Here is a 23,122-nt window from a genome sequence, read left to right as displayed (position 1 = left end):
CTAACGCATTCACCCCCTGCCGGGGGTGAATTTCGCTTTTACAGGAATTCAATAATATCGTCATCGTTCGGCTTACCGGCGCTCAACGCTTCGTCAAAGTAGTGTTTCGGCACGGTGTAACGCAGATGATTTAACGCCAGTTCGATACTGCGATTGTCAATTGCATGGCCTAAATCATCGACGATATCCAGCGTCACATCCCCGCCAAGACACAGCAATGCTTCCTGTGCGCTTACCGCCCACGCCAGGTCAATCACCCGATCTTCACCGCCATGAATAAGATGGATCGTCTGGGCACTGACCGCATTTTCCGGCAGGCTGGCGTAACGACCGTTAAAAGCGATCACCCGAGATGCCAGATCCGGCTGCGCCTTCATCCCTTCCAGCGCCATAATTGCGCCCTGCGAGAAACCGATAAGCGCCGTCGCCAAAGGGCTCACGCCGCTCTGCTGCTGCCAGTAACGCACAATGTCGATAAACTGCGGCATCACCGCATCTACACGCTGCTGGCGATTCTCTTCCGTCACACCCTCAACGGAGAACCATTGGCTCCCCGGACCTGCGGCTTCAATGCCGCCAATGCTGACAATCAGCGCCTCGGGGAAGTGCGGAACAAACCAGCTACCAATTTCGCCCATGGAGACCGGATTATCGCCAACACCATGGAACAACAGCAGGAGCTGTTTCGCCGGGGCGAGTGGGCTTTGCACAACAAAATGGTCATGTTTCATGATGGTCTCCTTAATCGTTGAGTGCAGTTTACGCCCGGCAGTTATAATGACCATGCCATTTAACTGAATGAGATAGTTAAAAAAACTGCATTTTCTGCACCTGTTCTTTCAGGGTAAGGGTGCGCCGCGCATCGAGCTGTTGCAGTGCCTGTGCGGCTTCACTCCGCTGCTGCGCCAGCAACGCTTTGCGCCCGTGAAGCGAAAGGCGCTGGCACACGGTCTGCTCGCTCTCCCCGTCTGAAAGCTGCCCGCGCAGCGCCACCAACGGTAACGCACTGTGTCGCAGCAGACGGGATAACGCGCCGACGGCGGCAGAGAGCGGACGATGAGCAAAAGCAAACCCGGCCAGCTCCTGCCAATCCTCTTCATTAAGGGTAGACGCCTGCACGACGGGCAAAGACAACTTTTCCTCGCGCCAGGGCGCAAGCCAGGGAAGATCGCGCGCCAGACGCTGCTGCTCACGTTCCGCCAGCACCTGGCCTGACGTCGTCAGGGGCAATATGGCCATCGCCGTATAACAGCCACTACTGGCTTCCTGATGGCTGCCCAGACGTACCAGCACAAACCCGCAACGCTGCCAGAAACGCCACAGCGCGGGCGTAAAGCCAAAGCTGACCGACAGATAATCGCAGCCGTCGGCCTGCGCCTGCGCACGGGCAATTAGCGCCCGGCCAATGCCTTCACGCTGGCAACCGGGATGCACGGCGATACGGCTGACGCGCAGCCCACGCAGCGTGGCGGCAAGCGGGTTTCCGCCATGCGCCGCCAGCGATTGCGCCACCAGGTTGCCGCGGGGACGACGAAAACCGGCCCACACCGCCTGGCTCAGCGTCGGGCTCAATCCGCCCTCATCCACCAGCCAGAGTGCAGCCACCACGCTCTGTGCCTTTTGCGCCAGCCAGAAATGTTGCCCTGGCGCATCCATCATGCGTCGCAGATCGAGGGGCGAAGTGCGGTAGTGGGCGCTCGCCAGCAGACGGTATAACGCCGCAGGCCGCGAAGGCGTTTTCTGCCAGGCATCTTGCGCCAGCGGCAAAATTGTCACCTCACCTGCGGGCGCCTCGCCAATCTGCGCATCATCAAACAGCAGCAGGTTTTCAATCACCTGCTCCAGCGGGCAACCTGATGCCCAGCGCAGCGGCGTATTCAGTGCCTCAAATTGCAGATGGGGAAAGCCGGCGCAGAATTTCAGCAGAAACCCCTGCCCGGTGCCTTCATAGCCCTGAACCGTGGTAGTAAGCAGAACATGCCGAAAGGCGGAGACGAGCGTATGCAGCAAAGGGCCGGGGATAGCAGCCGCCTCATCCACCACCAGCCAGCCTGGATGGCTGCCGCTGTGCGCAATCCGCTGCGCCAGCGCATCCGGTGCCATAAAAGAAAAATGTTCTCCGGCGTAAGCCGCCAGCACATCCGTGGCGGCACGTGCAGGTGCAGTTACCGTGGCGGGAGCCGACAGCCGCGCAATGTGCATACCCGCCAGCGCCGATTTCCCTCTTCCGCGCGGCGCAGTGACAACCATCACGCCGGGCGGCATCGTCTGTAATCGTGCGAGGATCCGCACCTGCTCCTGCGCTGGCGCCCCGGTTGCGGGATGCCAGTCGGCACGCGGAATTTCAGCGGGGAGAGTGAAAGGTTGGCCTTCGCGCCAGATCAGCACCTGGTTGTCAGCCAGTACGGTTCGACAAAAATGCCCGACAAAAACCGGTACCGGAATGGGATCAAAGGTATCGCTCCAGCGTGCGCTGTCAGCATCCGGCTGTTGCGGCCACACGCTGAAGGGCGGCGTAAGCAACACCAGCCAGCTACCGGCGGTTAATGTCCCGGCGAGCGCAGCAAAAGCGGCGACATCAAAACCCGTGCGGGCGTCAAACACCGCATGTTGAAACTCGCGCCCCAGCAGCGTGGTCAGCGCGCGCGGCGCGCAGTACAGCGGCCAGGATACGGCATCGCCCACCCACAGCCAGTCTCCGGGAAGCGTTTCGCGCAGCGTGCTGGCCTGCGCTTCACACCAGCCGGGCGAGCCGCTGACCACCAGCAAGCGGCGGATGCCCTGCCGCGCCATCTGTGCGCTCAGTTCAGCAAACGGTGACATAGCAGAAGGTCAGAGACGCCCGCTGAAGGTGTCGCACTGCGCCGGATCGCCGCTGTCCATACCGCGTTTAAACCAGCTGTAACGCTGCGCGGAAGTGCCATGGGTGAAGGTCTCCGGGAATACAGCTCCCTGGCTGCGCTGCTGCAACCGATCGTCGCCTATCGCCTGCGCGGCATTCAGTGCCTCTTCCAGATCGCCTGCCTCCAGCACACCTTGCTGCTGCATGCTGTGCCCCCAGACGCCCGCATAGCAATCGGCTTGAAGCTCCATGCGTACAGAGAGTTCATTGGCCTCTTTTTGCGTCGCATTCTGTTGCAGGCGACGAACTTTGGCTTCTGTTCCCAGCACTTTCTGCACGTGATGCCCCACTTCATGGGCAATAACGTAGCCCTGGGCAAAGTCACCGCCCGCGCCGAGTTTATTTTTCATTTCGTCATAAAAGGAGAGATCAATGTAGACCTTGCTGTCCGCCGGGCAGTAGAACGGCCCCATGATCGATTGCCCTGTGCCGCAGCCAGTATTGGTATGGTTGCGATACATAACCAGCTTAGGTTGCGGGTAGGTTCGCCCCATCTTTTGGAAAATTTCGCCCCAGGTATCTTCCGTCGAAGCGAAAATCACGCTGGTGAAACGTGCGGATTCATCTTCCTGCGGGCTGATACTCCGTTGCTGCTGCGGAGCGGTATTGATCGGCTGCCCGGTGAGCAAACCTGTCAGATCAACGCCGTAATAGCTGGCCACCATCACCACAAACAGCAGGATCAACCCTCCTTTGCCGCCCGGCAGGCGAAACCCCGGCCCGCGCATTGATGGCCCGCCCGACTCATTGCGCCGGTCCTCTACGTTGCTACTTTCTCGACGCCCTTGCCAGCGCATAACTTACTCCCTATCCCAATGATGGACACTGTATATATGATCGTAGGCGCTCAGGGAAGGATTAGCACGGGAAAAAAGATGCGGAAATCCAGAGGATGCAGGCATCCTCTGGCGATAATGCGGAGTGGATTTAGTCTAATTTCACGCCCAGACGATGGGCAACGGCTTCATAAGCCTCGATCAGGCCGCCGAGGCTCTGACGGAAACGGTCTTTGTCCATTTTGTCCAGCGTCTCTTTGTCCCACAGGCGGCTACCGTCCGGTGAAAACTCATCGCCGAGCACCACTTCACCTTTGAACAGGCCGAACTCCAGTTTGAAGTCGACAAGAATCAGGCCAGCATCATCGAACAGTTTTTTCAGCACGTCGTTCGCTTTGTAGGTCAGCTCTTTCATACGCGCGAGGTTTTCTTTGTTCACCCAACCGAAGGTTTCGCAGTAGGATTCGTTGACCATCGGATCGTGCATGGCGTCGTTTTTCAGGAACATATCGAACAGCGGTGGGTTCAGCTCGATGCCTTCTTCAATGCCCAGACGCTTAACCAGCGAGCCAGCCGCGCGGTTACGGATCACGCACTCAACCGGCACCATATCCAGCTTTTTCACCAGGCATTCGGTATCGGAGAGCAGTGCTTCCATCTGGGTCGGGATGCCCGCTTCCTGCAATTTGCTCATAATGAAATGGTTGAACTTGTTATTCACCATGCCTTTACGATCGAACTGCTCAATGCGCGCGCCATCCCCTGCTGACGTATCGTTACGGAATTCGAGCACCAACAGATCCGGGTTTTCGGTACTGTATACGGTCTTCGCTTTGCCGCGATACAACTCAGCTTGCTTTTGCATCTTTCTTACTCCAGGTGTGATGATTTAGAGACGATTTCGCTATTTTACGCCGACGCACACGTTTGCGTCACCAAAATTAAAAAAGGCCGGAGTTTTCCGGCCTTAGGGATTAATGGTTGAACGCTGACTGGAATGCCGCGACCAACGCATCGTTTTGCGACTGCGTCAGAGTATGACCTTTCGGATCGATAAACTGGAGGCTGCTGCGGTTGTCCAGATCGCCGACCTGCAACTTGTAGTCGCCGGCGGAGAGGCCCGGATCGCGCGCGCCCAGATCCCGCCAGCCGCTGTCAGACAGTGGCTTGTAGGTCACGGAAAGGCTGCCGGTAGAACGGGTGCTGTCGGTCACTTTCATGCCCACTTTTTCCAGCACGCCCGGCAGGCGCTGCCATACAATGTTGAACGGACCACGTACCACCAGCATTGGCAGACCGGTATCATCCGCGCTGCTCTGGACGTCCAGCGAGGTAACGCTGCGTTTTTCAGCGGCGTTCTGCGCGTCGGTGGCGGATTTATCCAGACCGCCGGAGATGACGTTCAGCATTTCGGTGCTGTAGCGCTGCAACGATGCCGCGTCAGCCACCGGTTTGCCCGCCTGCTCCAGGTTCAGCAGCTTAACCACCACTGCCTGCTGATAGCCCTGCGGTTTCACCGAGATTTGATAACGGCCGCGATACTGCTGATCCTCATCCAGACGGTTCCAGTCAACCCAGCCGGTGGTCAGGCTTTGCGACGCATCGTCACGTTTGTCGATGCTGTAGTTTTGCGCCTGAATAATGCTGACAACCTGCGGCCACAGCGTGCTGTTGCGGCCATTTTCTACCATCAGCGTTGCGGTATCACCCGTAAACTGGGTACGCGCGCCACTCACCAGCGCCAGCGGCTGTGCCGGCGGGCGGATATCCAGCGCTTTACCGACTGCGCCGCTGCCGTTCGTGACAGGGATATTGTAATCACCGTTTTGCAGCGGAAGGATCATTCCTGCCGGCGCATGAAGTTCAGCAAGCGGTGCAGCATCCAGATAGGATTCGTCACCGCTAACCTGACGCTTGTAACGTGAATCGGAACTACAGGCGGCGAGCAACATCACAAGTGAAACACCCGCTACCTTCGCCAGGCGCGACTTCTGTACTGAGTAAGCCATCAAATCTCCCTAAACTTTACAGCAGACCGGCATGCTTAAGCGCTGCACGGACAACCTCACGACCGCTATCGGTGATCGGCGTCATCGGCAAACGTAGCGTATCGGTTGCTACAAGTCCCAACTCCTTACATGCCCATTTGACCGGGATCGGATTGGGTTCGACAAATAGTTTGTTGTGTAACGGCATCAGACGCTGGTTAATCACGCGCGCTTCGGCGAAATGCCCCTGGATCGCCAGTTTGCACATTTCGGCCATGTCTCGCGCCGCGACGTTAGCGGTCACGGAAATAACGCCGTTGCCGCCGAGCTGCATAAAGTCCAGCGCGCTGGCATCATCACCGCTCACCAGAATAAAGTCGTCTGAAACCAGCTCTTTGATCTGATGAACACGCGTTAAGTTCCCGGTTGCTTCTTTAATACCGACAATATTTTTAATTTCCGCCAGGCGACCCACGGTTTCCGGCAGCATATCGCAACCGGTACGCGACGGCACATTATACAGAATTTGCGGCAGGTCAGTATGTTCGGCGATGGCTTTAAAATGCTGGAACAGACCTTCCTGAGTAGGACGGTTGTAATACGGCGTGACGGTCAGACAGCCAACAATGCCGCTGTTATTAAAGCGCTTCGTCAGGCTGATGGCTTCTGCGGTGGCATTTGCGCCCGTCCCGGCAATAACAGGGATGCGCCCTTCGGCCAGTTCCACGGTCATCATCACCACATCGGCATGTTCTTCGTGGCTTAGCGTGGCGGATTCACCGGTAGTCCCTACCGATACGATCGCCGAGGTTCCGTTGGCGACATGATAATCAATCAGTTTCTTCAGGCTTGAGCGGCAGACTTTACCTTGCGAATCCATCGGCGTGACAAGCGCGACAATACTTCCCGTGAACATGGGCCATCCTCTGTGCTAACAAGATTCTCAATGGTACGTGCGGTGCTGTAAGAAAAGCAAGAGACCTGAGGCTCAGTGGCGGTTGTATGCCGGTTTTTTTTATGCTTTCCTTATGATTACCTCACGTTTGACAGGAAGCACAGGTTTGACGACCTCATCACAACATTTTTTGGTTATCACTGCGCTGGGGGCCGACCGGCCTGGCATTGTGAACACGATCACACGCCACGTCAGTAGCTGCGGTTGTAATATTGAAGACAGTCGCCTGGCGATGCTGGGGGAAGAGTTCACTTTTATTATGTTGCTTTCCGGGTCGTGGAATGCCATTACGTTGATTGAATCCACCCTGCCGCTGAAAGGCGCAGAGCTGGATTTACTCATCGTCATGAAGCGTACCGACGCCCGTCCACGCCCTGATATGCCCGCCACCGTTTGGGTGCAGGTTGACGTTCCTGATTCACCGCATTTGATCGAGCGCTTTACGGCGCTGTTTGACGCACACAAGATGAATATTGCCGAGCTGGTTTCGCGCACGCAGCCGGGAAATAAAGATGATGTCCCGCAGTTATTTATCCAGATCACCGCTCACAGCCCGGCCTCAGAAGACGCATCAAATATTGAGCAGGCGTTCAAAGCCCTATGTACAGAACTGCACGCGCAAGGCAGTATAAACGTCGTTAACTATTCTCAGCATGATGAACAGGATGGAGTTAAGTAATGAATCCACTGAAAGCCGGTGATATTGCACCGAAATTTAGCTTGCCCGATCAAGACGGAGAACAAGTAAATTTGACCGACTTCCAGGGACAGCGTGTTCTGGTTTACTTCTACCCGAAGGCGATGACACCAGGATGTACTGTCCAGGCCTGCGGCCTGCGCGATAACATGGACGAGTTGAAGAAAGCGGGCGTAGAAGTGCTGGGTATCAGCACGGATAAGCCTGAAAAACTGTCCCGTTTTGCCGAAAAAGAGTTGCTCAATTTTACGCTGCTGTCTGATGAAGACCATCAGGTATGCGAGCAGTTTGGCGTCTGGGGTGAAAAATCCTTTATGGGTAAAACTTACGACGGCATTCACCGTATCAGCTTCCTCGTGGATGCAGACGGCAAAATTGAACATGTGTTTGATGATTTCAAAACCAGCAACCACCACGACATCGTGCTGAACTGGCTGAAAGAAAACGCCTGATTGCGCCTCCTTTTCCGAGGGCGAATCCCCCCGATTCGCCCTTCTCGCTTCTCTCTTCGCGCCTTATTTGAAGTCGATCACATTTCGTCCCCGCGCCTCGACACTAGTGCCGACAGATTATTTTTCGCTCAGCGCTGACCATCACTTTTGTCCGCTCCCGGCCACGCAAAAACACACAACCACCTGAAATATAAAGATTTAACATTCTGGCACACCTTGTGCTAAGGCAGGTTCAACGAATTTTGCCTTCATTAACAAGGAGCCGTCATGAACCGCTTTGTGATTGCCGATCCCGAGTGGTGTATAGGATGCAACACCTGCCTTGCTGCGTGTTCGGATGCCCATAAACTTCAGGGATTACAACAGCATCCGAGGCTCACACTGGTGCGAACGCAGACGAAAACCGCACCCGTGCTCTGCCGCCACTGCGACGACGCGCCCTGCAAACAGGTGTGCCCGGTCAACGCCATCTCCTTCCAGGATGAGGCGGTTTATCTCAATGAAACTCTGTGTATCGGCTGCAAGCTGTGCGGTCTGGTCTGCCCATTCGGCGCGATCACGCCATCCGGCAGCCGTCCACTGAATATTCCCGCGCGTTACGAACATCATTTGCCGGAAGAGCAACTGCGCGATGTGCCCGCCAGCCCGAACACCGACCACCCTTTTTTGCGCTGGAATGCGGGCGTGCAGACCATCGCAGTGAAATGCGATCTCTGCCACTTCCTGCCGGAAGGACCATCCTGCGTGCGTGCCTGCCCGACCAACGCCCTGCATCTGGTGACGGATTCCGCGATGCTTAAGCAATTAAAAACCCGCAGAGAGCTGGCCGCTCTGAGTTCGACAGAGATCACTTTCGCGGCCGTTTCCCCTTCGTCGGAGCAACGCTAATGGATGCACTGCAATTATTGATGTGGTCAATCGTGCTGTACGTTGCTGGCGGCGTGGCCTCGCTGTTGCTCTCCCGTCAGCAAATTCTGGCCATCAACGTCGCCGGCATCTCGGCAATGCTCGGCGGATTATTAGGTATTGCCAGCGCACTGGTCGCACTTGGCGGCGGCGAAACGCTCGTCTGGCAGGCCGCCGGGCCGTTTGATTTCGCCCATTTTATGGTGCGCCTCGACAATCTCAGTGCCTTTATGCTGCTGGTGATTTCCTTGCTGGTCACGCTGTGCGGGCTTTATTCGCTGGCCTATGTCCGCGAATACCTCGGTAAAGGGCCGGGTGCGATGGGGTTCTTTATGAACCTGTTTATCGCCTCGATGGTCGGGCTGGTGGTGATGGACAACGCCTTCTGGTTCATTGTGCTGTTCGAGATGATGTCGCTGGCCTCGTGGTTTTTGGTTATCACCGACCAGGATGACGAATCGATCCGCGCCGGGATGCTCTACTTCTTTATTGCCCACGCCGGTTCTGTGCTGATCATGATCGCCTTCTTCCTGATGTGGCGGCAAAGCGGCAGCCTGGATTTCGCCAGTTTCCGTACCCTGTCGCTGTCACCGGGTACCGCTTCGGCGGTGTTCCTGCTCGCCTTCTTCGGCTTTGGTGCCAAAGCCGGGATGTTGCCGCTGCACAGTTGGTTGCCACGCGCTCACCCGGCTGCACCGTCCCACGCCTCGGCGCTGATGTCCGGCGTAATGGTGAAAATCGGTATCTTCGGCATTATCAAAGTCGGCATCGACCTGCTCGGTCATAGCGGCATTCCGCTGTGGTGGGGCGTGGTGGTGCTGGCTTTTGGCGCAGTCTCTTCGGTGCTCGGCGTACTGTATGCGCTGGCCGAGCACGACATCAAACGCCTGCTGGCGTGGCACACGGTGGAAAACATCGGCATCATTTTGATGGGCGTCGGCGTCGGCATGGCGGGGATTGCGCTGCACCAACCGGTGATTGCCGCTGTCGGCCTGCTGGGCGCGCTGTTCCACCTGCTCAATCATGCCTTGTTTAAAGGGCTGCTGTTTCTTGGCGCCGGGGCGATTATCTACCGTCTGCACAGCCGCGATATGGAAAAAATGGGTGCACTGGCGAAACGGATGCCGTGGACAGCGGGCGCATTTCTGGTGGGCTGCCTCGCCATTTCCGCAATGCCGCCGCTCAACGGTTTTATCAGCGAGTGGTACACCTACCAATCGCTCTTCTCCCTGACGCGCATCGACGCCATCATTCCGCGCCTCGCCGGTCCCGTCGCGATAGTGATGCTGGCGATCACCGGGGCGCTGGCCGCGATGTGCTTCGTCAAAGTTTACGGCATTAGTTTCTGCGGTAACCCGCGCAGTGAAAAAGCCGATCAGGCGCGGGAAGTGCCGTGGCCAATGATTGCCGCCATGCTGGCGCTGGCGCTGCTCTGCATTGTGTGCGGCGTCGGTGCCAGCGTCGTCGCGCCGCACCTGTTGCAGGTTGCGCTTTCACTTACCGCCAGCACGTCTCTTGCCGTCACTCAGGGCGCAACGCTGGTTCCCGGCGACGCACAACAGGCCATGCTGACACCCTCCACCCTGTTCCTGCTGTTGATTGCTCTGCCGCTACTGCCCGGCCTGTTCTGGTACATCAACCGCCAGACGCGCGGCAACTGGCGACGCAGCGGCGATGCCTGGGCCTGCGGTTACGCATGGGAGAAAGGCATGGCACCTTCAGCAGGCAGCTTTACCCAGCCGCTGCGGGTGATGTTCGGCCCGCTGTATCGCCTGCGTAAACAGCTCGATCCCACCACGCCTCTGCAACAAAGCCTGGGAGGCATTACGCAGATAGCCAGCCGTACCGAACCCTTCTGGGACGACAAAATTATCCGCCCGCTGGTCAGCATGACTCAGCGTATTGCCCGTCTGGTGCAGTACCTGCAAAGCGGGGATTTCCGTCTCTATTGCCTGTATATGATTGCCGCGCTGGTGATCCTGCTGCTGACGATTGCGCTGTGAGGAGGGAATGACGATGTTAGAACAGACTTCTGCATGGTCACTGGGGGTGTTTGCGCTGTGCCAGGCTGCCCTGTTACTGGCGCTGACGCCGCTGTTTACCGGTATTTCGCGCCAGATCCGCGCCCGTATGCACTCAAGGCGCGGGCCGGGGATCTGGCAGGATTACCGCGACCTGCAAAAACTTTTGAAACGCCAGGCAGTGGCACCCGCCTCTTCCGGGTTGATGTTCCGCGTGATGCCGTGGGTGCTGCTCAGCAGTATGTTGCTGGTAGCGATGACATTACCGCTGTTTATCCGCACCTCGCCCTTCGCTGGCGCAGGCGATCTGATCACCCTGATTTATCTTTTTGCGCTGTTCCGCTTTTTCTTTGCCCTTTCCGGCCTTGATACCGGTAGCCCCTTCTCCGGCCTCGGTGCCAGCCGCGAACTGACGCTGGGCATCCTGGTGGAGCCGATGTTGATCCTTTCGCTGTTGGTGCTGGCGCTGCTGGCCGGTTCCACCAATATCAGCGCCATCAGCAACACGCTGGCATCAGGCTGGATCTCGCCGGTCGCCACGCTGTTGGCATTACTCGCCTGCGGGTTCGCCTGCTTTATTGAGATGGGCAAAATCCCCTTCGATGTCGCAGAAGCCGAACAGGAGTTGCAGGAAGGGCCGCTGACCGAATACTCCGGTGCGGGTCTGGCGCTGGTGAAATGGGGCATCGGGCTGAAACAGGTCGTAATGGCCGCGCTGTTTCTGGCGCTGTTTTTCCCCTTCGGCAATGCCGCCAGTCTGAGCATCGGCGCGATAGTGCTGTCGCTGGTTATCACGCTTATCAAATTGCTGGTGGTGTTCGTTCTGGCGTCGCTGGTGGAGAACTCGCTGGCGCGCGGACGCTTTTTGCTGACGCATCACCTTACCTGGCTCGGCTTCAGTCTGGCTGCGCTGTCGTATGTTCTCTGGTTAACCGGTCTGTAAGGAGCACAGGAAAACGATGGAAACTCTTGCTTTGACGACGCTGCTGCTGCCCTTTATCGGCGCGCTGATCGTCTCACTGGCTCCCCGGCGAACCGCCCCGCAGCTCGCCACGCTGTTTGCCCTGCTGGCGACGGCGGCGACGCTGTCGCTGGCGCTCAGTTTCTATAGTGCCGGGCGCGAAGCGGTGGATATTCCGCTGCTGGCGGCAGGCCAGATAGCACTGTTTGGCCTCACGGTCGATCGCGTCAGCACACTGATCCTGTTTGTGGTGGTGTTCCTCGGCCTGTTGGTAGCGCTCTACTCAACCGGCTATCTGACGCGCGGTAACCGCGAACATCCGCACGATGGCAGCAACCGCTACTACGCCTTTTTGCTGATTTTTATCGGCGCGATGTCCGGGCTGGTGCTCTCTTCGACGTTGCTGGGACAACTGCTGTTTTTCGAAATTACCGGTGGCTGTTCCTGGGCGCTGATCAGCTATTACCAGAGCGAAAAATCACAGCGCGCGGCCATGAAAGCGCTGCTGATCACCCATGTTGGTTCGCTGGGATTATATCTGGCCGCCGCCACGCTGTTCCTCAACACCGGCACCTTTGCCCTGAGCGCCATCAGCCAGTTGCAGGGCACGCCAACCTTGCTGGTGTATGGCGGCATTCTGTTTGCCGCCTGGGGGAAATCAGCCCAGTTGCCGTTACAAGCCTGGCTGCCGGATGCGATGGAAGCGCCAACCCCGGTGAGCGCTTACTTACATGCCGCGTCAATGGTGAAAGTCGGCGTCTATATTTTCGCCCGCGCCATCGCCGAAGGCGGCCAGATACCGCATGTCATCGGCTGGGTCGGCGTGACGATGGCGACGATAACGATGGTCTACGGCTTTTTGATGTACCTGCCGCAAAAAGATATGAAGCGGCTGCTGGCGTGGTCAACCATTTCGCAACTGGCGTGGATCTTCCTCGCGCTGTCGCTCTCCACCTTCGGTTCGCCGCTGGCCTTCAAAGCGGGGATTGTTTACATCTTCAACCACGCGTTCGCCAAGAGCCTGTTCTTCCTCGTTGCTGGCGCACTGAGCTATAGCTGCGGCACGCGCCTGTTGCCGCGCTTGCGTGGGGTGATGCGCACGCTGCCGCTGGCGGGCATCGGCTTTTGCGTTGCCGCGCTGGCCATCACTGGCGTTCCGCCGTTTAACGGCTTCTTCAGCAAATTTCCCCTCTTTGCCGCCGGGTTCGCGCTGTCGAATAGCTACCCGATCCTGCTGCCGGTGATGGTGCTGGCGCTGGTGGAATCGGTCGCCAGCTTCGGCTGGTTTATCTACTGGTTTGGCCGCGTCGTACCGGGCGAAGCGAGTGAAGAGGTGGCACAGGCCGCACCGTTGCCGTGGGCAATGAAACTGGTGCTGGTCATTCTGATTGTGATGTCGCTGTGCTCTAGCGTGATTGCTGCGGCGTGGCTTGGATAAGGGAGTCGATGATGACGGGAACTTTGCTTGTTAACAATCTGGCGGGGCTGATGATGTTCACCTCGCTGCTGGTCACCTGCGCCAGACGCTACTCCGTCTCCTGCTGGTTGTATGCCCTGCAATCACTGGTGCTGGTCTCCATCTTTTTCACGCTGTCGCAGTTGCTGGATGCGGAACAACTGCTGATGTGGTCGTTCAGCGCCTTCTTCACCAAGGTGCTGCTGGTGCCGCTGATTATGGGTTATGCGTTTCGCAAGATGGCGCCGGATGGCGCAGGGGAACGGCTGTTTGGCCCGGCGACGCTGGTGCTGATGGCTGCCGCCATTGTGCTGCTGTGCTGGTTTGTCGTCCGTCCGGTACAACTGCCGATGGTCGCCCAGCTTAAACCAGCGCTCGCCGTCGCCCTCGGCCACTTCCTGTTAGGTCTGTTGTGCATCATCAGCCAGCGCAACATTTTGCGCCAGGTGTTCGGCTACTGCCTGATGGAAAACGGCTCGCACCTGGTGCTGGCGCTGCTCGCCTGGCGCGCGCCGGAACTGGTTGAGATCGGTATCGCGACGGATGCCATTTTCGCCGTGATTGTGATGGCGCTGCTGGCAAGGAAAATCTGGCGCACCCACGGCACGCTGGATGTTAACAACCTCACGGCGCTGAAGGGGTAATACCATGAGTCATGCATTGATGTTCACGCTGTTGCTGTTGACGCCGCTGGTTGTCTCTGCGCTCTGTTTTGCCTGCCGGTTGAGCGGGAATGCGGCGCGGACGATGGTCACGGTGGTGCACTCACTGGGCATTACGCTGTTACTGATTGTCGCTTTGTGGACGGTGGCAGAAGCCGTGCAGGAAGGGGAAATCTTCGGCGCGCACCGCTGGCTGCACATTGATAGTTTGAGCGGTCTATTTTTGTCGCTGCTGGGAATTATCGGTTTTCTCACCGGGCTGTATTCGATTGGCTATATGCGCCATGAAGTTGATCACGGCGAGATCAGCGTATCCACGCTCTGTTACTACTACGGTTTCTTTCATCTGTTCCTGTTCACCATGTTACTGGTTGTGACCAGCAACAACCTGATTGTGATGTGGGCAGCAATTGAAGCCACCACCCTCAGTTCAGCATTTCTGGTGGGTATTTACGGCCAGCGCTCCTCGCTGGAAGCGGCGTGGAAATACATCATCATCTGTACCGTTGGTGTGGCGTTTGGTCTGTTCGGCACCGTGCTGGTGTACGCCAATGCCGCCAGCTTTATGGCCGAGCCGGATCACGCCATTTTCTGGACGGAAGTGCTGAAAGAGAGCAGCAAACTCGACCCGACATTAATGGTGCTGGCATTTGTCTTTGTGCTGATCGGTTTTGGCACGAAAACCGGCCTCTTCCCGATGCACGCCTGGCTGCCGGATGCGCACAGTGAAGCGCCCAGCCCGGTGAGCGCCCTGCTCTCGGCGGTGCTGCTCAACTGCGCGCTGCTGGTGCTGATTCGTTACTACATCATTATTTGTCACGCCATTGGCGACAGCTTCCCGAATACGCTCCTGCTGGTGTTCGGCATGCTGTCGGTTGGCGTTGCCGGCTTCTTCATTCTGGTTCAGCAGGATATGAAACGCCTGCTGGCCTACTCCAGCGTGGAAAATATGGGGCTGGTGGCAGTGGCGCTCGGTATCGGCGGGCCGCTCGGCATCTTCGCCGCGCTGCTGCATACCCTCAATCACAGCCTCGCCAAAACGCTGCTGTTCTGCGGTTCCGGCAATGTGTTGCTGAAGTACGGTACCCGCAATCTGGATGTGGTGTGCGGCATGTTGAAAGTGATGCCGCTGACCGCCGTGCTGCTTGGTGGCGGTGCGCTGGCGCTCGGCGGTATGCCGCCATTCAACATCTTCCTCAGTGAATTTATGACCGTCACCGCCGGGCTGGCGGCTGAGCACCTGGTGGTAACGCTGGTACTGCTGTTGCTGCTGACGCTGGTGCTTGGCGGGCTGGTGCGCATGGTCGCCAAAGTGCTGTTCGCCACGCCGCCGCAACAGGTTGCCAGCGGTGAACTGGGCTGGCTGACCACCGTTCCGATGGTGCTGTTACTGGTGATGATGCTGGTGATGGGCACCCATATTCCACAGCCGGTCAGCCGTTTGCTGGCCGGTGCCTCAAGCATCGTACTGTCCGGCGACGATGAGCGCCCCACCCGGCTGAGCTGGCTGTGGGCCACGTTTGAGACTACCGCCACATCGGCAACACCATCGCACGTCCAGGGAGAGTGAAAGTGAGTTATTTAGCAAGCGTGAACCACCAGCAGCCGCGCGGCAATGCCTGCCTTGCGGCGTTGAAAATGCAGTTTCCCGGCGCGGTGCTGGAAGAGGAACGCCAGACCTTCGAACAAGTCACCATTACGGTGAAAATCAACCTGTTGCCGGAGATTGTTCACTATCTCTATTACCAGCATGATGGCTGGTTGCCGGTACTGTTTGGCAACGACGAACGCAGCCTGAACGGCCATTATGCGGTCTATTACGCGCTGTCGATGGAAGGGGCGGAAAAGTGCTGGATCGTGGTGAAGGCGCTGGTTGATGCCAATACGCGGGAATTCCCGTCGGTGACGCCGCGCGTGCCCGCTGCCGTGTGGGGCGAACGTGAGATCCGCGATATGTACGGGCTGATCCCGGTCGGCCTGCCGGATCAACGTCGGCTGGTCTTACCGGACGACTGGCCGGACGATCTGCATCCGCTGCGCAAAGACACCATGGATTATCGCCTGCGCCCGGAACCGACCAGCGACACGGAAAATTACACCTTTATCAATGATGGCGGCAATTCTGCGCGCATCGTACCAATTGGCCCGCTGCATATCACTTCTGACGAACCAGGCCACTTCCGTCTGTTTGTCGATGGTGAGCGGATTGTCGATGCCGATTACCGTCTGTTCTATGTGCATCGCGGCATGGAGAAACTGGCGGAAACCCGCATGGGCTATAACGAAGTGACGTTCCTTTCGGATCGGGTTTGCGGTATTTGCGGTTTTGCCCACAGCGTCGCCTACACCACCTCGGTGGAAAACGCGCTGGGCATTGTGGTGCCGCAGCGTGCGCACACCATCCGCTCGGTGTTACTGGAAGTGGAGCGGCTGCACAGCCACCTGCTTAACATTGGTCTTTCCAGCCACTTTGTCGGTTTCGACACCGGGTTTATGCAGTTTTTCCGCATCCGCGAGAAGTCGATGACCATGGCGGAGCTGCTGACCGGCTCGCGCAAAACCTACGGTCTGAACCTGATTGGCGGTATTCGCCGCGACATTCTGAAAGAGCAACGCGTGAAGACCATCCAACTGGTGAAAGAGATGCGCGCCGAAGTGACACAACTGGTGGATATGCTGCTCTCGACGCCGAACATGGCACAGCGCACCCAGGGCGTCGGCATTCTTGACCGCCAGGTCGCGCGGGATTTCAGCCCGGTGGGGCCGCTAATTCGCGGTAGCGGTTTCGCCCGCGATCTGCGCTTCGATCACCCTTACGCCGACTACGGCAGCCTGCCGAAAACCCTGTTCACCTGGCCGGATGGCGATGTCTTCTCGCGCGTGATGGTGCGGGTAAAAGAGGTGTTTGATTCGCTGGCGATGATTGAGTTTGGCCTCGATAACCTGCCGGATACGCCGCTGCTGACCGAGGGCTTCAGCTACCAGCCGCATAAATTCGCCCTCGGTTATGTTGAAGCGCCGCGCGGGGAAGATGTGCACTGGAGCATGCTCGGCGACAACCAGAAGCTCTACCGCTGGCGCTGCCGTGCGGCCACCTACGCCAACTGGCCGGTGCTGCGCTATATGCTGCGCGGCAACACCGTTTCCGACGCGCCGCTAATTATCGGCAGCCTCGATCCCTGCTACTCGTGCACGGACCGCGTCACGCTGGTTGACGTGCGTAAACGTAAATCGACGACCGTGCCCTATAAAGAGATCGAACGTTACGGCATTGAACGTCGCCACTCGCCGCTGAAGTAAGGAAAGAAACGATGCTGAAATTGTTGAAGACCATTCTCAGGGCGGGCGAACCCACGGTGAAATACCCGTTTGCACCGCTGGAGGTGTGCCCCGGTTTTCGCGGTAAACCCGAACTGGATCCGTTGCAATGCATTGCCTGCGGCGCCTGCACCACCGCCTGCCCGGCAAATGCGCTGACCATGGAAACCACGCCAGAGGAAAACCGCCGCGTCTGGCAGTTGTTTATTGGCCGCTGCATTTACTGCGGCCGTTGCGAAGAGGTGTGCCCGACGCGGGCGATCCATTTGTCAGAAGAGTTTGAACTGGCGGTCACCCGCAAAGCCGATTTGTATGTGCGCGCGACATTTCGTTTGCAGCACTGCACCGAATGCGGCGTGCCTTTCGCGCCGGAAAAATCGGTCGCGCTGGCGGTTGAACTGCTGACACTCAGCCAGAACAACCCGCAACTGGCCGATTCCCTGCGTGCGCAAGCATGCATCTGCCCGGCCTGTCGGCGTCGCGCCGCGCTGGAACACCACAACAGCACCAACATTCATTACTATCTTGAGGAGCAAGCATGAGTTCCGACCTGAAGATACTGTCGCAGCATGTCAGCCAGCCGGTGCAGCTTGATGAGTCAGCGCAAAAAATCAAACAGCTTCTACTGCGCGATATCCAGCGTTCCGCCTATGTTTACCGTGTGGATTGCGGCGGCTGCAACGGCTGTGAAATCGAGATTTTCGCCGCCATTACGCCGCTGTTCGACGCCGAGCGCTTTGGCATCAAAGTGGTGGCTTCGCCGCGCCACGCCGACATCTTGCTGTTTACCGGCGCGGTGACCCGCGCGATGCGCATGCCCGCCTTACGCGCCTGGGATGCCGCGCCCGATCATAAAATTGCTATCTCCTACGGCGCTTGCGGCGTCGGCGGCGGGATTTTCCACGATCTGTACTGCGTGTGGGGCGGCAGCGACACCATCGTGCCAATTGATGTCTGGATCCCCGGCTGCCCGCCGACACCAGCGGCCACCATTCATGGTTTCGCGGTAGCGCTAGGCCTGCTGGAGCAGAAACTGCACGCGGTTGACCATATCCAGACACCTGACGAAACGGCCAGCGTCAACTGGCCTGCCCTGCCGCTGGCGCTGCGCGTGGCCCTTGAGCGCCAGGCGCGGCAACTGGCGGGTTATCGCCAGGGGCGCGAAATCGTCGATCATCTTTTTGCGTTGCTGAGCGAAGGCGAGATCGGCCAGCGCGCATCACGGGTGAATGCCTGGCTGCAACAGGCGGCGGATCCCCGGCTGACAGTGATCGTGCAGCAATTAATGCGTGAGCTGGAGCGCCACCATGTCTGAGCAAACGGCGCAGGTGATGTTCTGGACGCTGCGGCAAAAGTTTGTCGATGACAGCGTTGAACTGGAGGAGAAAAGCCGCCAGGTGATGTACTACTCGCTGGCTATTGGTCATCACGTTGGGGTGATCGATTGCCTCAACGTCGCGCTGGCCTGCCCGCTGGACGCCTATCAACAGTGGCTGCCGCTGATGGAAGACGCCGATGCGCGGCGCAAAATGCAGGGGCTGCTCACTTTCGGCGAAATTGTTATCGACGCCAGCCATGTCAATCTGCTGGCACCCGATTTCGCGCGGCTGGCCAAAACGGCGGAGGAACCGTGGCGCGGCTGGAGCCGCCAGCTATTACAACACTTACAGGATATGGCCAACGAACCCGCACTCTATTTAATGGTGCGCCGGGTGGATTAATTTCATTCACCTTGTTTATACGTGAAGCCTGTAACATTACAAATTAGAGGGGTATTGTACCCTTGTGCTGGTTTTTACGTCCGAGGACATAACAACAGTGAAAACCGGTTAACTGGTGAGAAAACTGCTTTTATTTGCATGCTTTTTAGCAGGTCATTCAGGTTGCAGTCAGGGAAAACGCAGCGAATCTGGCATCAGCCAGGCAAGGAAAGGCAACGCACCTGCGGCATAAATGACGCTCGCTAAATCTGGAAGGGCGACGTATCCATGATCTTACAGCAGTTGCTGGAACAGAATGAAAAGGCTTCACTTCTTCAGGCGTTTATCCCCCTGCCGCCCCCCTTCAGCCCCGTGCAGTTTATTGAATTACGTCTCAATAACGCCCCTTTCTGGCGCTGTTTTGATGATGGCAGCGCGGCGTTTTGCACGGCCGAATACAGCGGCACAATCAGCGACAGTTCGCTGCATATGGTGCTGCTGGAAGGCAGCGAGGTGGCGGAACTGCGCTTTGTGCGCACCGACGGCGGCACGTTCAATCCGCAAGAGAATGCGCTGTTTGCCTGGCTGACGCGGCTGGCGACGCAGGCGCTGGAGGAGATGCTGGCGAGCGAAAAACTCCGCCAGTCGGTTACGGCGTTGCGCGAAGAGCGCGATCATCACCGGGTACTGGTGGACATCACTAACTCGGTGCTGTCGCACCTCGATCTTGACGATCTGGTGGCGGATGTTTCGCAGGAGATCCACCGCTTTTTCGGCATCGATAATATTCGCATGGTACTGCGCGATACGCTGCATTCACACCAGCTTAACTGCCACGTCACCCATTTTCCCAGTTGCCCGCCTGAGACGGAGCGATTCCCGCTACGTAGCGAAAGCCCGGTGTTGCTGGCCGCACTGAACGAACATCACAGCGCGCTGCTCCAGCAGGATCAGGATGCGGCGCTGTGGCACAGCGATGCGATGCTCAGCCAACTGGCGCTGCAGGGGCTGAACACGGTGTTTATTTTGCCGCTGGCCTACAGCCACCAGTCCACGGGCGTGCTGCTACTGGCGCACCACGAGGCATCCGTTTTCAGCGAACAAAATTGTCGATTGCTACAGCAGATCGCCGACAGAATTGGTATCGCCGTCGATAATGCCGACGCGTACCGCAAAGTTATCCATCTGAAAGAGAATCTGAACAGCGAAAACCGTCAGCTCAACGAGCAGATCGCCTCCAGCCAGAGTTTCGGCGACATTATTTACCAGAGCGAGGCGATGCGCGATGTGCTCCAGCAGGTCAATATTGTCGCCCTGAGCGACAGCACGGTGCTGATCCTCGGCGAAACCGGCACCGGGAAAGAGATCATCGCCCGCGCGCTGCATCAGATGAGCCCGCGTAAAGATAAACCGCTGGTGAAAATCAACTGTGCCGCGATCCCCTCCAGCCTGCTGGAAAGCGAGCTGTTTGGTCACGACAAAGGCGCCTTTACCGGCGCGATCAACACGCATCGCGGACGCTTTGAAATGGCCGATGAGGGCACGCTGTTCCTTGATGAGATCGGCGATATGCCGCTTGAACTGCAACCCAAGTTGCTGCGCGTATTGCAGGAGCGCGAGATCGAACGCATCGGCGGCAACCGAACCATCCCGGTGAATGTGCGGGTGATCGCCGCCACCAACCGCGATCTGCGCCAGATGGTGATCGACCGCGAGTTTCGCAACGATCTCTTTTATCGCCTGAATGTCTTCCCGCTGGTGCTGCCGCCGCTGCGCGAGCGCCCGGATGATATTCCGCTGCTGGCGCGCTATTTCACGCAGAAACTGGCGCGTCGCCTGAACCGCACCATTGATACCATCCCGGCGGAGACTCTCCGCCAGTTAATGCGCTACGAATGGCCCGGCAACGTGCGTGAGCTGGAGAACGTGATTGAACGCGCGGTGCTGCTCTCACGCGATAACACGCTGAATCTGCACCTCAATGCGCAGCCGGTCAGTATGGTGCAGCCGGTGGTTCACGATCCTTTTCCCTTCCCGCTGCCGAAAGTGGCGGAGATGATGCACCCCGAACCGCCGGAAAATGACGAAGAGGAGCGGGCGCGCATTATTCAGGTACTGCGCGAAACCAACGGCATCGTCGCCGGCCCTCGCGGTGCGGCTGCGCGGCTTGGCATGAAGCGCACCACGTTGTTATCGCGCATGCAGCGCCTCGGTATTGCGGTACGCGAAGTGCTGTGATCATTTCTGTGAACGGGTTGACACTTTCCCGCTGATTCTCCTGCCCCGGCTGGTACGGGCTATGCATATGACGGCGAGTGGCCTGAAGCCACGCCTTCATTGACATTGCATCAGGAGAATCAAATGGATACCGGCAGCGCGTTTGACCTGCGACTTCCTGCGGAAATGGCAAAAGTCGCCGAACAGTCAGGTTTGTATAAAGTCAGCAAGAAGAAAGAGTTGTCGTTCTTTCTCGCGGTAACGGCGGGCGTATTTATCTCGATTGCTTTTGTCTTTTATATCACCGTCACTAGCGGGCCTGCGCCTGCCACCGCGCTGGCAAAACTGGCGGGCGGCGTCTGTTTCTCGCTGGGGCTTATTCTGGTGGTGGTGTGCGGCGCGGATCTCTTTACCTCAACCGTGCTGACGGTGATGGCGAAAGCCAGCGGCCTGATAAGCTGGCGGCAACTGATCGGCAACTGGATCATTGTTTATCTTGGCAATCTGGTCGGCGCGCTGTTTTTTGTCGCGCTAATTTGGTTTGCCGGGCAGACGATGAGCAGCAACGGCCTGTGGGGGCTGAACGTGCTGCAAACCGCCGATCATAAAATGCATCACACCTTTATTGAGGCGGTGTGCCTCGGGACGCTGTGTAATCTGATGGTCTGCCTGGCGGTGTGGATCAGTTATTCCGGCCATACGCTGACGGACAAGATTATGGCGATGCTGCTGCCGATCGGCATGTTTGTCGCCAGCGGTTTTGAACACAGCATTGCCAATATGTTTCTGCTGCCGCTGGCGGTCATTATCCGCGATTTCGCCCCGGCAAGTTTCTGGGCGGCGGTGCACAGTTCACCGGATAACTTCCCGGCGTTAACCGTCAGCAAGGTGATTACCGATAACCTGATTCCGGTTACCCTTGGCAATATTATTGGCGGCGGGGTGTTAGTCGGCGTGACGTACTGGATTATCTATCTGCGTAATGACCATGCCGGGCATTAAGCCCGATGCCGGGCGGCTGCGCGTGCGCCGCCCGGTAGCGCTACTCTTCGATGGCAGGCGAATCCGGCCAGGCGTGGATCACCGCCTGAATCAACGTGGCGAGCGGAATGGCAAAGAAAACGCCCCAAAAACCCCAGAGCCCACCGAAAATGATCACCGACAGAATGATCACCAGCGGGTGCAGGTTTACCGCCTCGGAGAACAGCACCGGCACCAGCAAATTGCCGTCCAGCGCCTGAATAATCAGATACACCGCAAAGCAGCTCCAGAACTCAGTGCCGAGGCCAAACTGGAACAGCGCCACGCCGACCACCGGAATGGTGACCACAAAAGCGCCGATGTAAGGGATCAGCACCGAGAAACCGACCAGTACCGCCAGCAGCAGCGAATAATTAAGGCCAAACAGAATGAAACCAATCCAGGTAGCGATGCCGACGACAATCATCTCCAGCACTTTGCCGCGAATATAGTTGGTGATCTGCTGGTTCATCTCTTTCCACACCTGCCCCGCCAGCCCACGATTGCGCGGCAAGACGCGGCGCACAGCGTTGAGCATCTGCTCTTTATCTTTGACGAGGAAGAAGACCATCAGCGGCACCAGCACCAGATAGACCGCCAGCGTCAACAGCCCCACCAGCGAAGCGAGGGAGTATTTCACCACCGAGTCGCCCATTGTCAGCATGCGCGAGCGCATATTTTCCGCCATCGCATCAATAATGCCCGCATCCATTAGCGCCGGATAACGGCGCGGCAGCGTGGCGGCGAAATCAGAGAGTTTGCTCAACATGCCGGGCATGTCACGGATCAGGTAAATTCCTTGCTGCCAGGCTATCGGCATCACCACAAAGGCCATCACCAGCAGAATGCCGACAAACAGCACCAGCACAATCGACGCCGCCCAGCTGCGCGAACAGCCGATTCTTTCCAGACGAACGGTTGGCCACTCCAGCAGGTAAGCGATAACCAGCGCCACCAGCAGCGGCGCAAGCAGGCCGCTAAAGAAGAAGAGAATACAGAATCCGGCAAGCAGAATGACCAGCAGCGCAATCGCCTCCGGGTCGCTGAAGCGACGGCGATACCACTGCATCAACATTTCAAGCATAACGTTC

At 57.8% G+C, this 23,122-nt stretch carries 21 protein-coding genes; 14 read left to right on the top strand and 7 right to left on the bottom strand.

Going from position 1 to position 23,122, the window contains the following annotated elements; translation table 11 throughout:
- Window positions 1–38 precede the first annotated feature (38 nt).
- From ypfH to dapA, 6 genes are all read right to left on the bottom strand, one after another.
- Window positions 39–731 (bottom strand): esterase, encoded by a 693-nt coding sequence (ypfH, locus tag AWR26_RS07150; RefSeq protein ID WP_064564590.1) that lies wholly within the window; start codon window positions 729–731, stop codon window positions 39–41.
- A 76-nt stretch (window positions 732–807) separates the two neighbouring features.
- Window positions 808–2,823: a tRNA(Met) cytidine acetyltransferase TmcA gene (locus tag AWR26_RS07145; protein ID WP_064564589.1), complete on the bottom strand. Its 2,016-nt coding sequence runs from the start codon at window positions 2,821–2,823 to the stop codon at window positions 808–810.
- 9 nt (window positions 2,824–2,832) lie between these two features.
- Entirely contained in the window at window positions 2,833–3,699 is an 867-nt protein-coding gene (ypfJ, locus tag AWR26_RS07140; RefSeq protein WP_064564587.1) for a KPN_02809 family neutral zinc metallopeptidase, read from the bottom strand.
- A 130-nt stretch (window positions 3,700–3,829) separates the two neighbouring features.
- The gene (gene purC / locus AWR26_RS07135) at window positions 3,830–4,543 is read right to left on the bottom strand and encodes a phosphoribosylaminoimidazolesuccinocarboxamide synthase (protein WP_007370878.1); all 714 of its coding nucleotides are present in this window, start codon (window positions 4,541–4,543) and stop codon (window positions 3,830–3,832) included.
- Between the two features lie 109 nt (window positions 4,544–4,652).
- Window positions 4,653–5,687: an outer membrane protein assembly factor BamC gene (gene bamC / locus AWR26_RS07130; protein ID WP_064564585.1), complete on the bottom strand. Its 1,035-nt coding sequence runs from the start codon at window positions 5,685–5,687 to the stop codon at window positions 4,653–4,655.
- A 16-nt stretch (window positions 5,688–5,703) separates the two neighbouring features.
- A complete protein-coding gene (gene dapA, locus AWR26_RS07125; RefSeq protein ID WP_064564584.1) occupies window positions 5,704–6,582 on the bottom strand; it encodes a 4-hydroxy-tetrahydrodipicolinate synthase in 879 nt (292 codons plus the stop codon).
- 145 nt (window positions 6,583–6,727) lie between these two features.
- Between dapA and AWR26_RS07120 the strand changes: the two genes are divergently transcribed.
- The 14 genes from AWR26_RS07120 to focA all read left to right on the top strand — a co-directional run bounded on the left by AWR26_RS07120 (window position 6,728) and on the right by focA (window position 22,013).
- On the top strand, window positions 6,728–7,300 hold the full coding sequence (locus AWR26_RS07120; RefSeq protein ID WP_043952726.1) for a glycine cleavage system transcriptional repressor: 573 nt from the start codon (window positions 6,728–6,730) through the stop codon (window positions 7,298–7,300).
- Window positions 7,300–7,770, top strand: a complete 471-nt coding sequence (bcp, locus tag AWR26_RS07115) for a thioredoxin-dependent thiol peroxidase (protein ID WP_007370874.1) — start codon at window positions 7,300–7,302, stop codon at window positions 7,768–7,770. Before AWR26_RS07120 ends, bcp begins: the two co-directional genes overlap by 1 nt.
- 267 nt (window positions 7,771–8,037) lie before the next feature.
- Window positions 8,038–8,658 (top strand): 4Fe-4S dicluster domain-containing protein, encoded by a 621-nt coding sequence (locus AWR26_RS07110; protein ID WP_064564582.1) that lies wholly within the window; start codon window positions 8,038–8,040, stop codon window positions 8,656–8,658.
- The gene (gene hyfB, locus AWR26_RS07105) at window positions 8,658–10,679 is read left to right on the top strand and encodes a hydrogenase 4 subunit B (RefSeq protein ID WP_064564580.1); all 2,022 of its coding nucleotides are present in this window, start codon (window positions 8,658–8,660) and stop codon (window positions 10,677–10,679) included. Before AWR26_RS07110 ends, hyfB begins: the two co-directional genes overlap by 1 nt.
- 13 nt (window positions 10,680–10,692) lie before the next feature.
- Window positions 10,693–11,640, top strand: a complete 948-nt coding sequence (locus tag AWR26_RS07100) for a respiratory chain complex I subunit 1 family protein (RefSeq protein WP_139227918.1) — start codon at window positions 10,693–10,695, stop codon at window positions 11,638–11,640.
- Between the two features lie 16 nt (window positions 11,641–11,656).
- Window positions 11,657–13,096 carry a hydrogenase 4 subunit D gene (locus tag AWR26_RS07095; RefSeq protein ID WP_064564576.1) on the top strand — a complete coding sequence of 480 codons (1,440 nt, stop codon included), beginning with the start codon at window positions 11,657–11,659 and terminating at the stop codon, window positions 13,094–13,096.
- An 11-nt stretch (window positions 13,097–13,107) separates the two neighbouring features.
- On the top strand, window positions 13,108–13,758 hold the full coding sequence (gene hyfE, locus AWR26_RS07090) for a hydrogenase 4 membrane subunit (protein ID WP_043952721.1): 651 nt from the start codon (window positions 13,108–13,110) through the stop codon (window positions 13,756–13,758).
- A 4-nt stretch (window positions 13,759–13,762) separates the two neighbouring features.
- Window positions 13,763–15,346 (top strand): hydrogenase 4 subunit F, encoded by a 1,584-nt coding sequence (gene hyfF / locus AWR26_RS07085; protein ID WP_064564574.1) that lies wholly within the window; start codon window positions 13,763–13,765, stop codon window positions 15,344–15,346.
- A gap of 68 nt (window positions 15,347–15,414) precedes the next feature.
- On the top strand, window positions 15,415–17,076 hold the full coding sequence (locus AWR26_RS07080; protein WP_139227917.1) for a hydrogenase large subunit: 1,662 nt from the start codon (window positions 15,415–15,417) through the stop codon (window positions 17,074–17,076).
- 11 nt (window positions 17,077–17,087) lie between these two features.
- Window positions 17,088–17,636 (top strand): hydrogenase 4 subunit H, encoded by a 549-nt coding sequence (gene hyfH, locus AWR26_RS07075; RefSeq protein WP_064564570.1) that lies wholly within the window; start codon window positions 17,088–17,090, stop codon window positions 17,634–17,636.
- Entirely contained in the window at window positions 17,633–18,409 is a 777-nt protein-coding gene (locus AWR26_RS07070) for an NADH-quinone oxidoreductase subunit B family protein (RefSeq protein WP_064564568.1), read from the top strand. The genes hyfH and AWR26_RS07070 overlap by 4 nt, the downstream gene beginning before the upstream one ends.
- Window positions 18,402–18,815, top strand: a complete 414-nt coding sequence (locus tag AWR26_RS07065; protein WP_064564567.1) for a formate hydrogenlyase maturation HycH family protein — start codon at window positions 18,402–18,404, stop codon at window positions 18,813–18,815. The genes AWR26_RS07070 and AWR26_RS07065 overlap by 8 nt, the downstream gene beginning before the upstream one ends.
- 267 nt (window positions 18,816–19,082) lie before the next feature.
- Window positions 19,083–21,032 carry a sigma 54-interacting transcriptional regulator gene (locus AWR26_RS07060; RefSeq protein WP_064564565.1) on the top strand — a complete coding sequence of 650 codons (1,950 nt, stop codon included), beginning with the start codon at window positions 19,083–19,085 and terminating at the stop codon, window positions 21,030–21,032.
- Window positions 21,033–21,155: 123 nt separating this feature from the next.
- A complete protein-coding gene (gene focA, locus AWR26_RS07055; RefSeq protein WP_064564563.1) occupies window positions 21,156–22,013 on the top strand; it encodes a formate transporter FocA in 858 nt (285 codons plus the stop codon).
- A gap of 40 nt (window positions 22,014–22,053) precedes the next feature.
- Here focA and AWR26_RS07050 read toward each other — a convergent pair whose 3' ends face one another.
- Entirely contained in the window at window positions 22,054–23,115 is a 1,062-nt protein-coding gene (locus tag AWR26_RS07050) for an AI-2E family transporter (RefSeq protein WP_064564561.1), read from the bottom strand.
- Between the last annotated feature and the right edge of the window lie 7 nt (window positions 23,116–23,122).

The sequence above is a fragment of the Kosakonia oryzae genome, from assembly GCF_001658025.2.
In the GTDB taxonomy this organism is placed as follows: Bacteria; Pseudomonadota; Gammaproteobacteria; order Enterobacterales; family Enterobacteriaceae; genus Kosakonia; species Kosakonia oryzae.
Note: the sequence above shows the minus strand (reverse complement) of the source record. Positions and strands in the feature narration are given on the sequence as shown.

Coding starts and splice junctions, on each gene's coding strand:
- ypfH (WP_064564590.1), bottom strand. CDS start 731: ATGAAACATGACCATTTTGTTGTGCAAAGCCCACTCGCCCCGGCGAAA.
- AWR26_RS07145 (WP_064564589.1), bottom strand. CDS start 2,823: ATGTCACCGTTTGCTGAACTGAGCGCACAGATGGCGCGGCAGGGCATC.
- ypfJ (WP_064564587.1), bottom strand. CDS start 3,699: ATGCGCTGGCAAGGGCGTCGAGAAAGTAGCAACGTAGAGGACCGGCGC.
- purC (WP_007370878.1), bottom strand. CDS start 4,543: ATGCAAAAGCAAGCTGAGTTGTATCGCGGCAAAGCGAAGACCGTATAC.
- bamC (WP_064564585.1), bottom strand. CDS start 5,687: ATGGCTTACTCAGTACAGAAGTCGCGCCTGGCGAAGGTAGCGGGTGTT.
- dapA (WP_064564584.1), bottom strand. CDS start 6,582: ATGTTCACGGGAAGTATTGTCGCGCTTGTCACGCCGATGGATTCGCAA.
- bcp (WP_007370874.1), top strand. CDS start 7,300: ATGAATCCACTGAAAGCCGGTGATATTGCACCGAAATTTAGCTTGCCC.
- AWR26_RS07110 (WP_064564582.1), top strand. CDS start 8,038: ATGAACCGCTTTGTGATTGCCGATCCCGAGTGGTGTATAGGATGCAAC.
- hyfB (WP_064564580.1), top strand. CDS start 8,658: ATGGATGCACTGCAATTATTGATGTGGTCAATCGTGCTGTACGTTGCT.
- AWR26_RS07100 (WP_139227918.1), top strand. CDS start 10,693: ATGTTAGAACAGACTTCTGCATGGTCACTGGGGGTGTTTGCGCTGTGC.
- AWR26_RS07095 (WP_064564576.1), top strand. CDS start 11,657: ATGGAAACTCTTGCTTTGACGACGCTGCTGCTGCCCTTTATCGGCGCG.
- hyfE (WP_043952721.1), top strand. CDS start 13,108: ATGACGGGAACTTTGCTTGTTAACAATCTGGCGGGGCTGATGATGTTC.
- hyfF (WP_064564574.1), top strand. CDS start 13,763: ATGAGTCATGCATTGATGTTCACGCTGTTGCTGTTGACGCCGCTGGTT.
- AWR26_RS07080 (WP_139227917.1), top strand. CDS start 15,415: ATGCAGTTTCCCGGCGCGGTGCTGGAAGAGGAACGCCAGACCTTCGAA.
- hyfH (WP_064564570.1), top strand. CDS start 17,088: ATGCTGAAATTGTTGAAGACCATTCTCAGGGCGGGCGAACCCACGGTG.
- AWR26_RS07070 (WP_064564568.1), top strand. CDS start 17,633: ATGAGTTCCGACCTGAAGATACTGTCGCAGCATGTCAGCCAGCCGGTG.
- AWR26_RS07065 (WP_064564567.1), top strand. CDS start 18,402: ATGTCTGAGCAAACGGCGCAGGTGATGTTCTGGACGCTGCGGCAAAAG.
- AWR26_RS07060 (WP_064564565.1), top strand. CDS start 19,083: ATGATCTTACAGCAGTTGCTGGAACAGAATGAAAAGGCTTCACTTCTT.
- focA (WP_064564563.1), top strand. CDS start 21,156: ATGGATACCGGCAGCGCGTTTGACCTGCGACTTCCTGCGGAAATGGCA.
- AWR26_RS07050 (WP_064564561.1), bottom strand. CDS start 23,115: ATGCTTGAAATGTTGATGCAGTGGTATCGCCGTCGCTTCAGCGACCCG.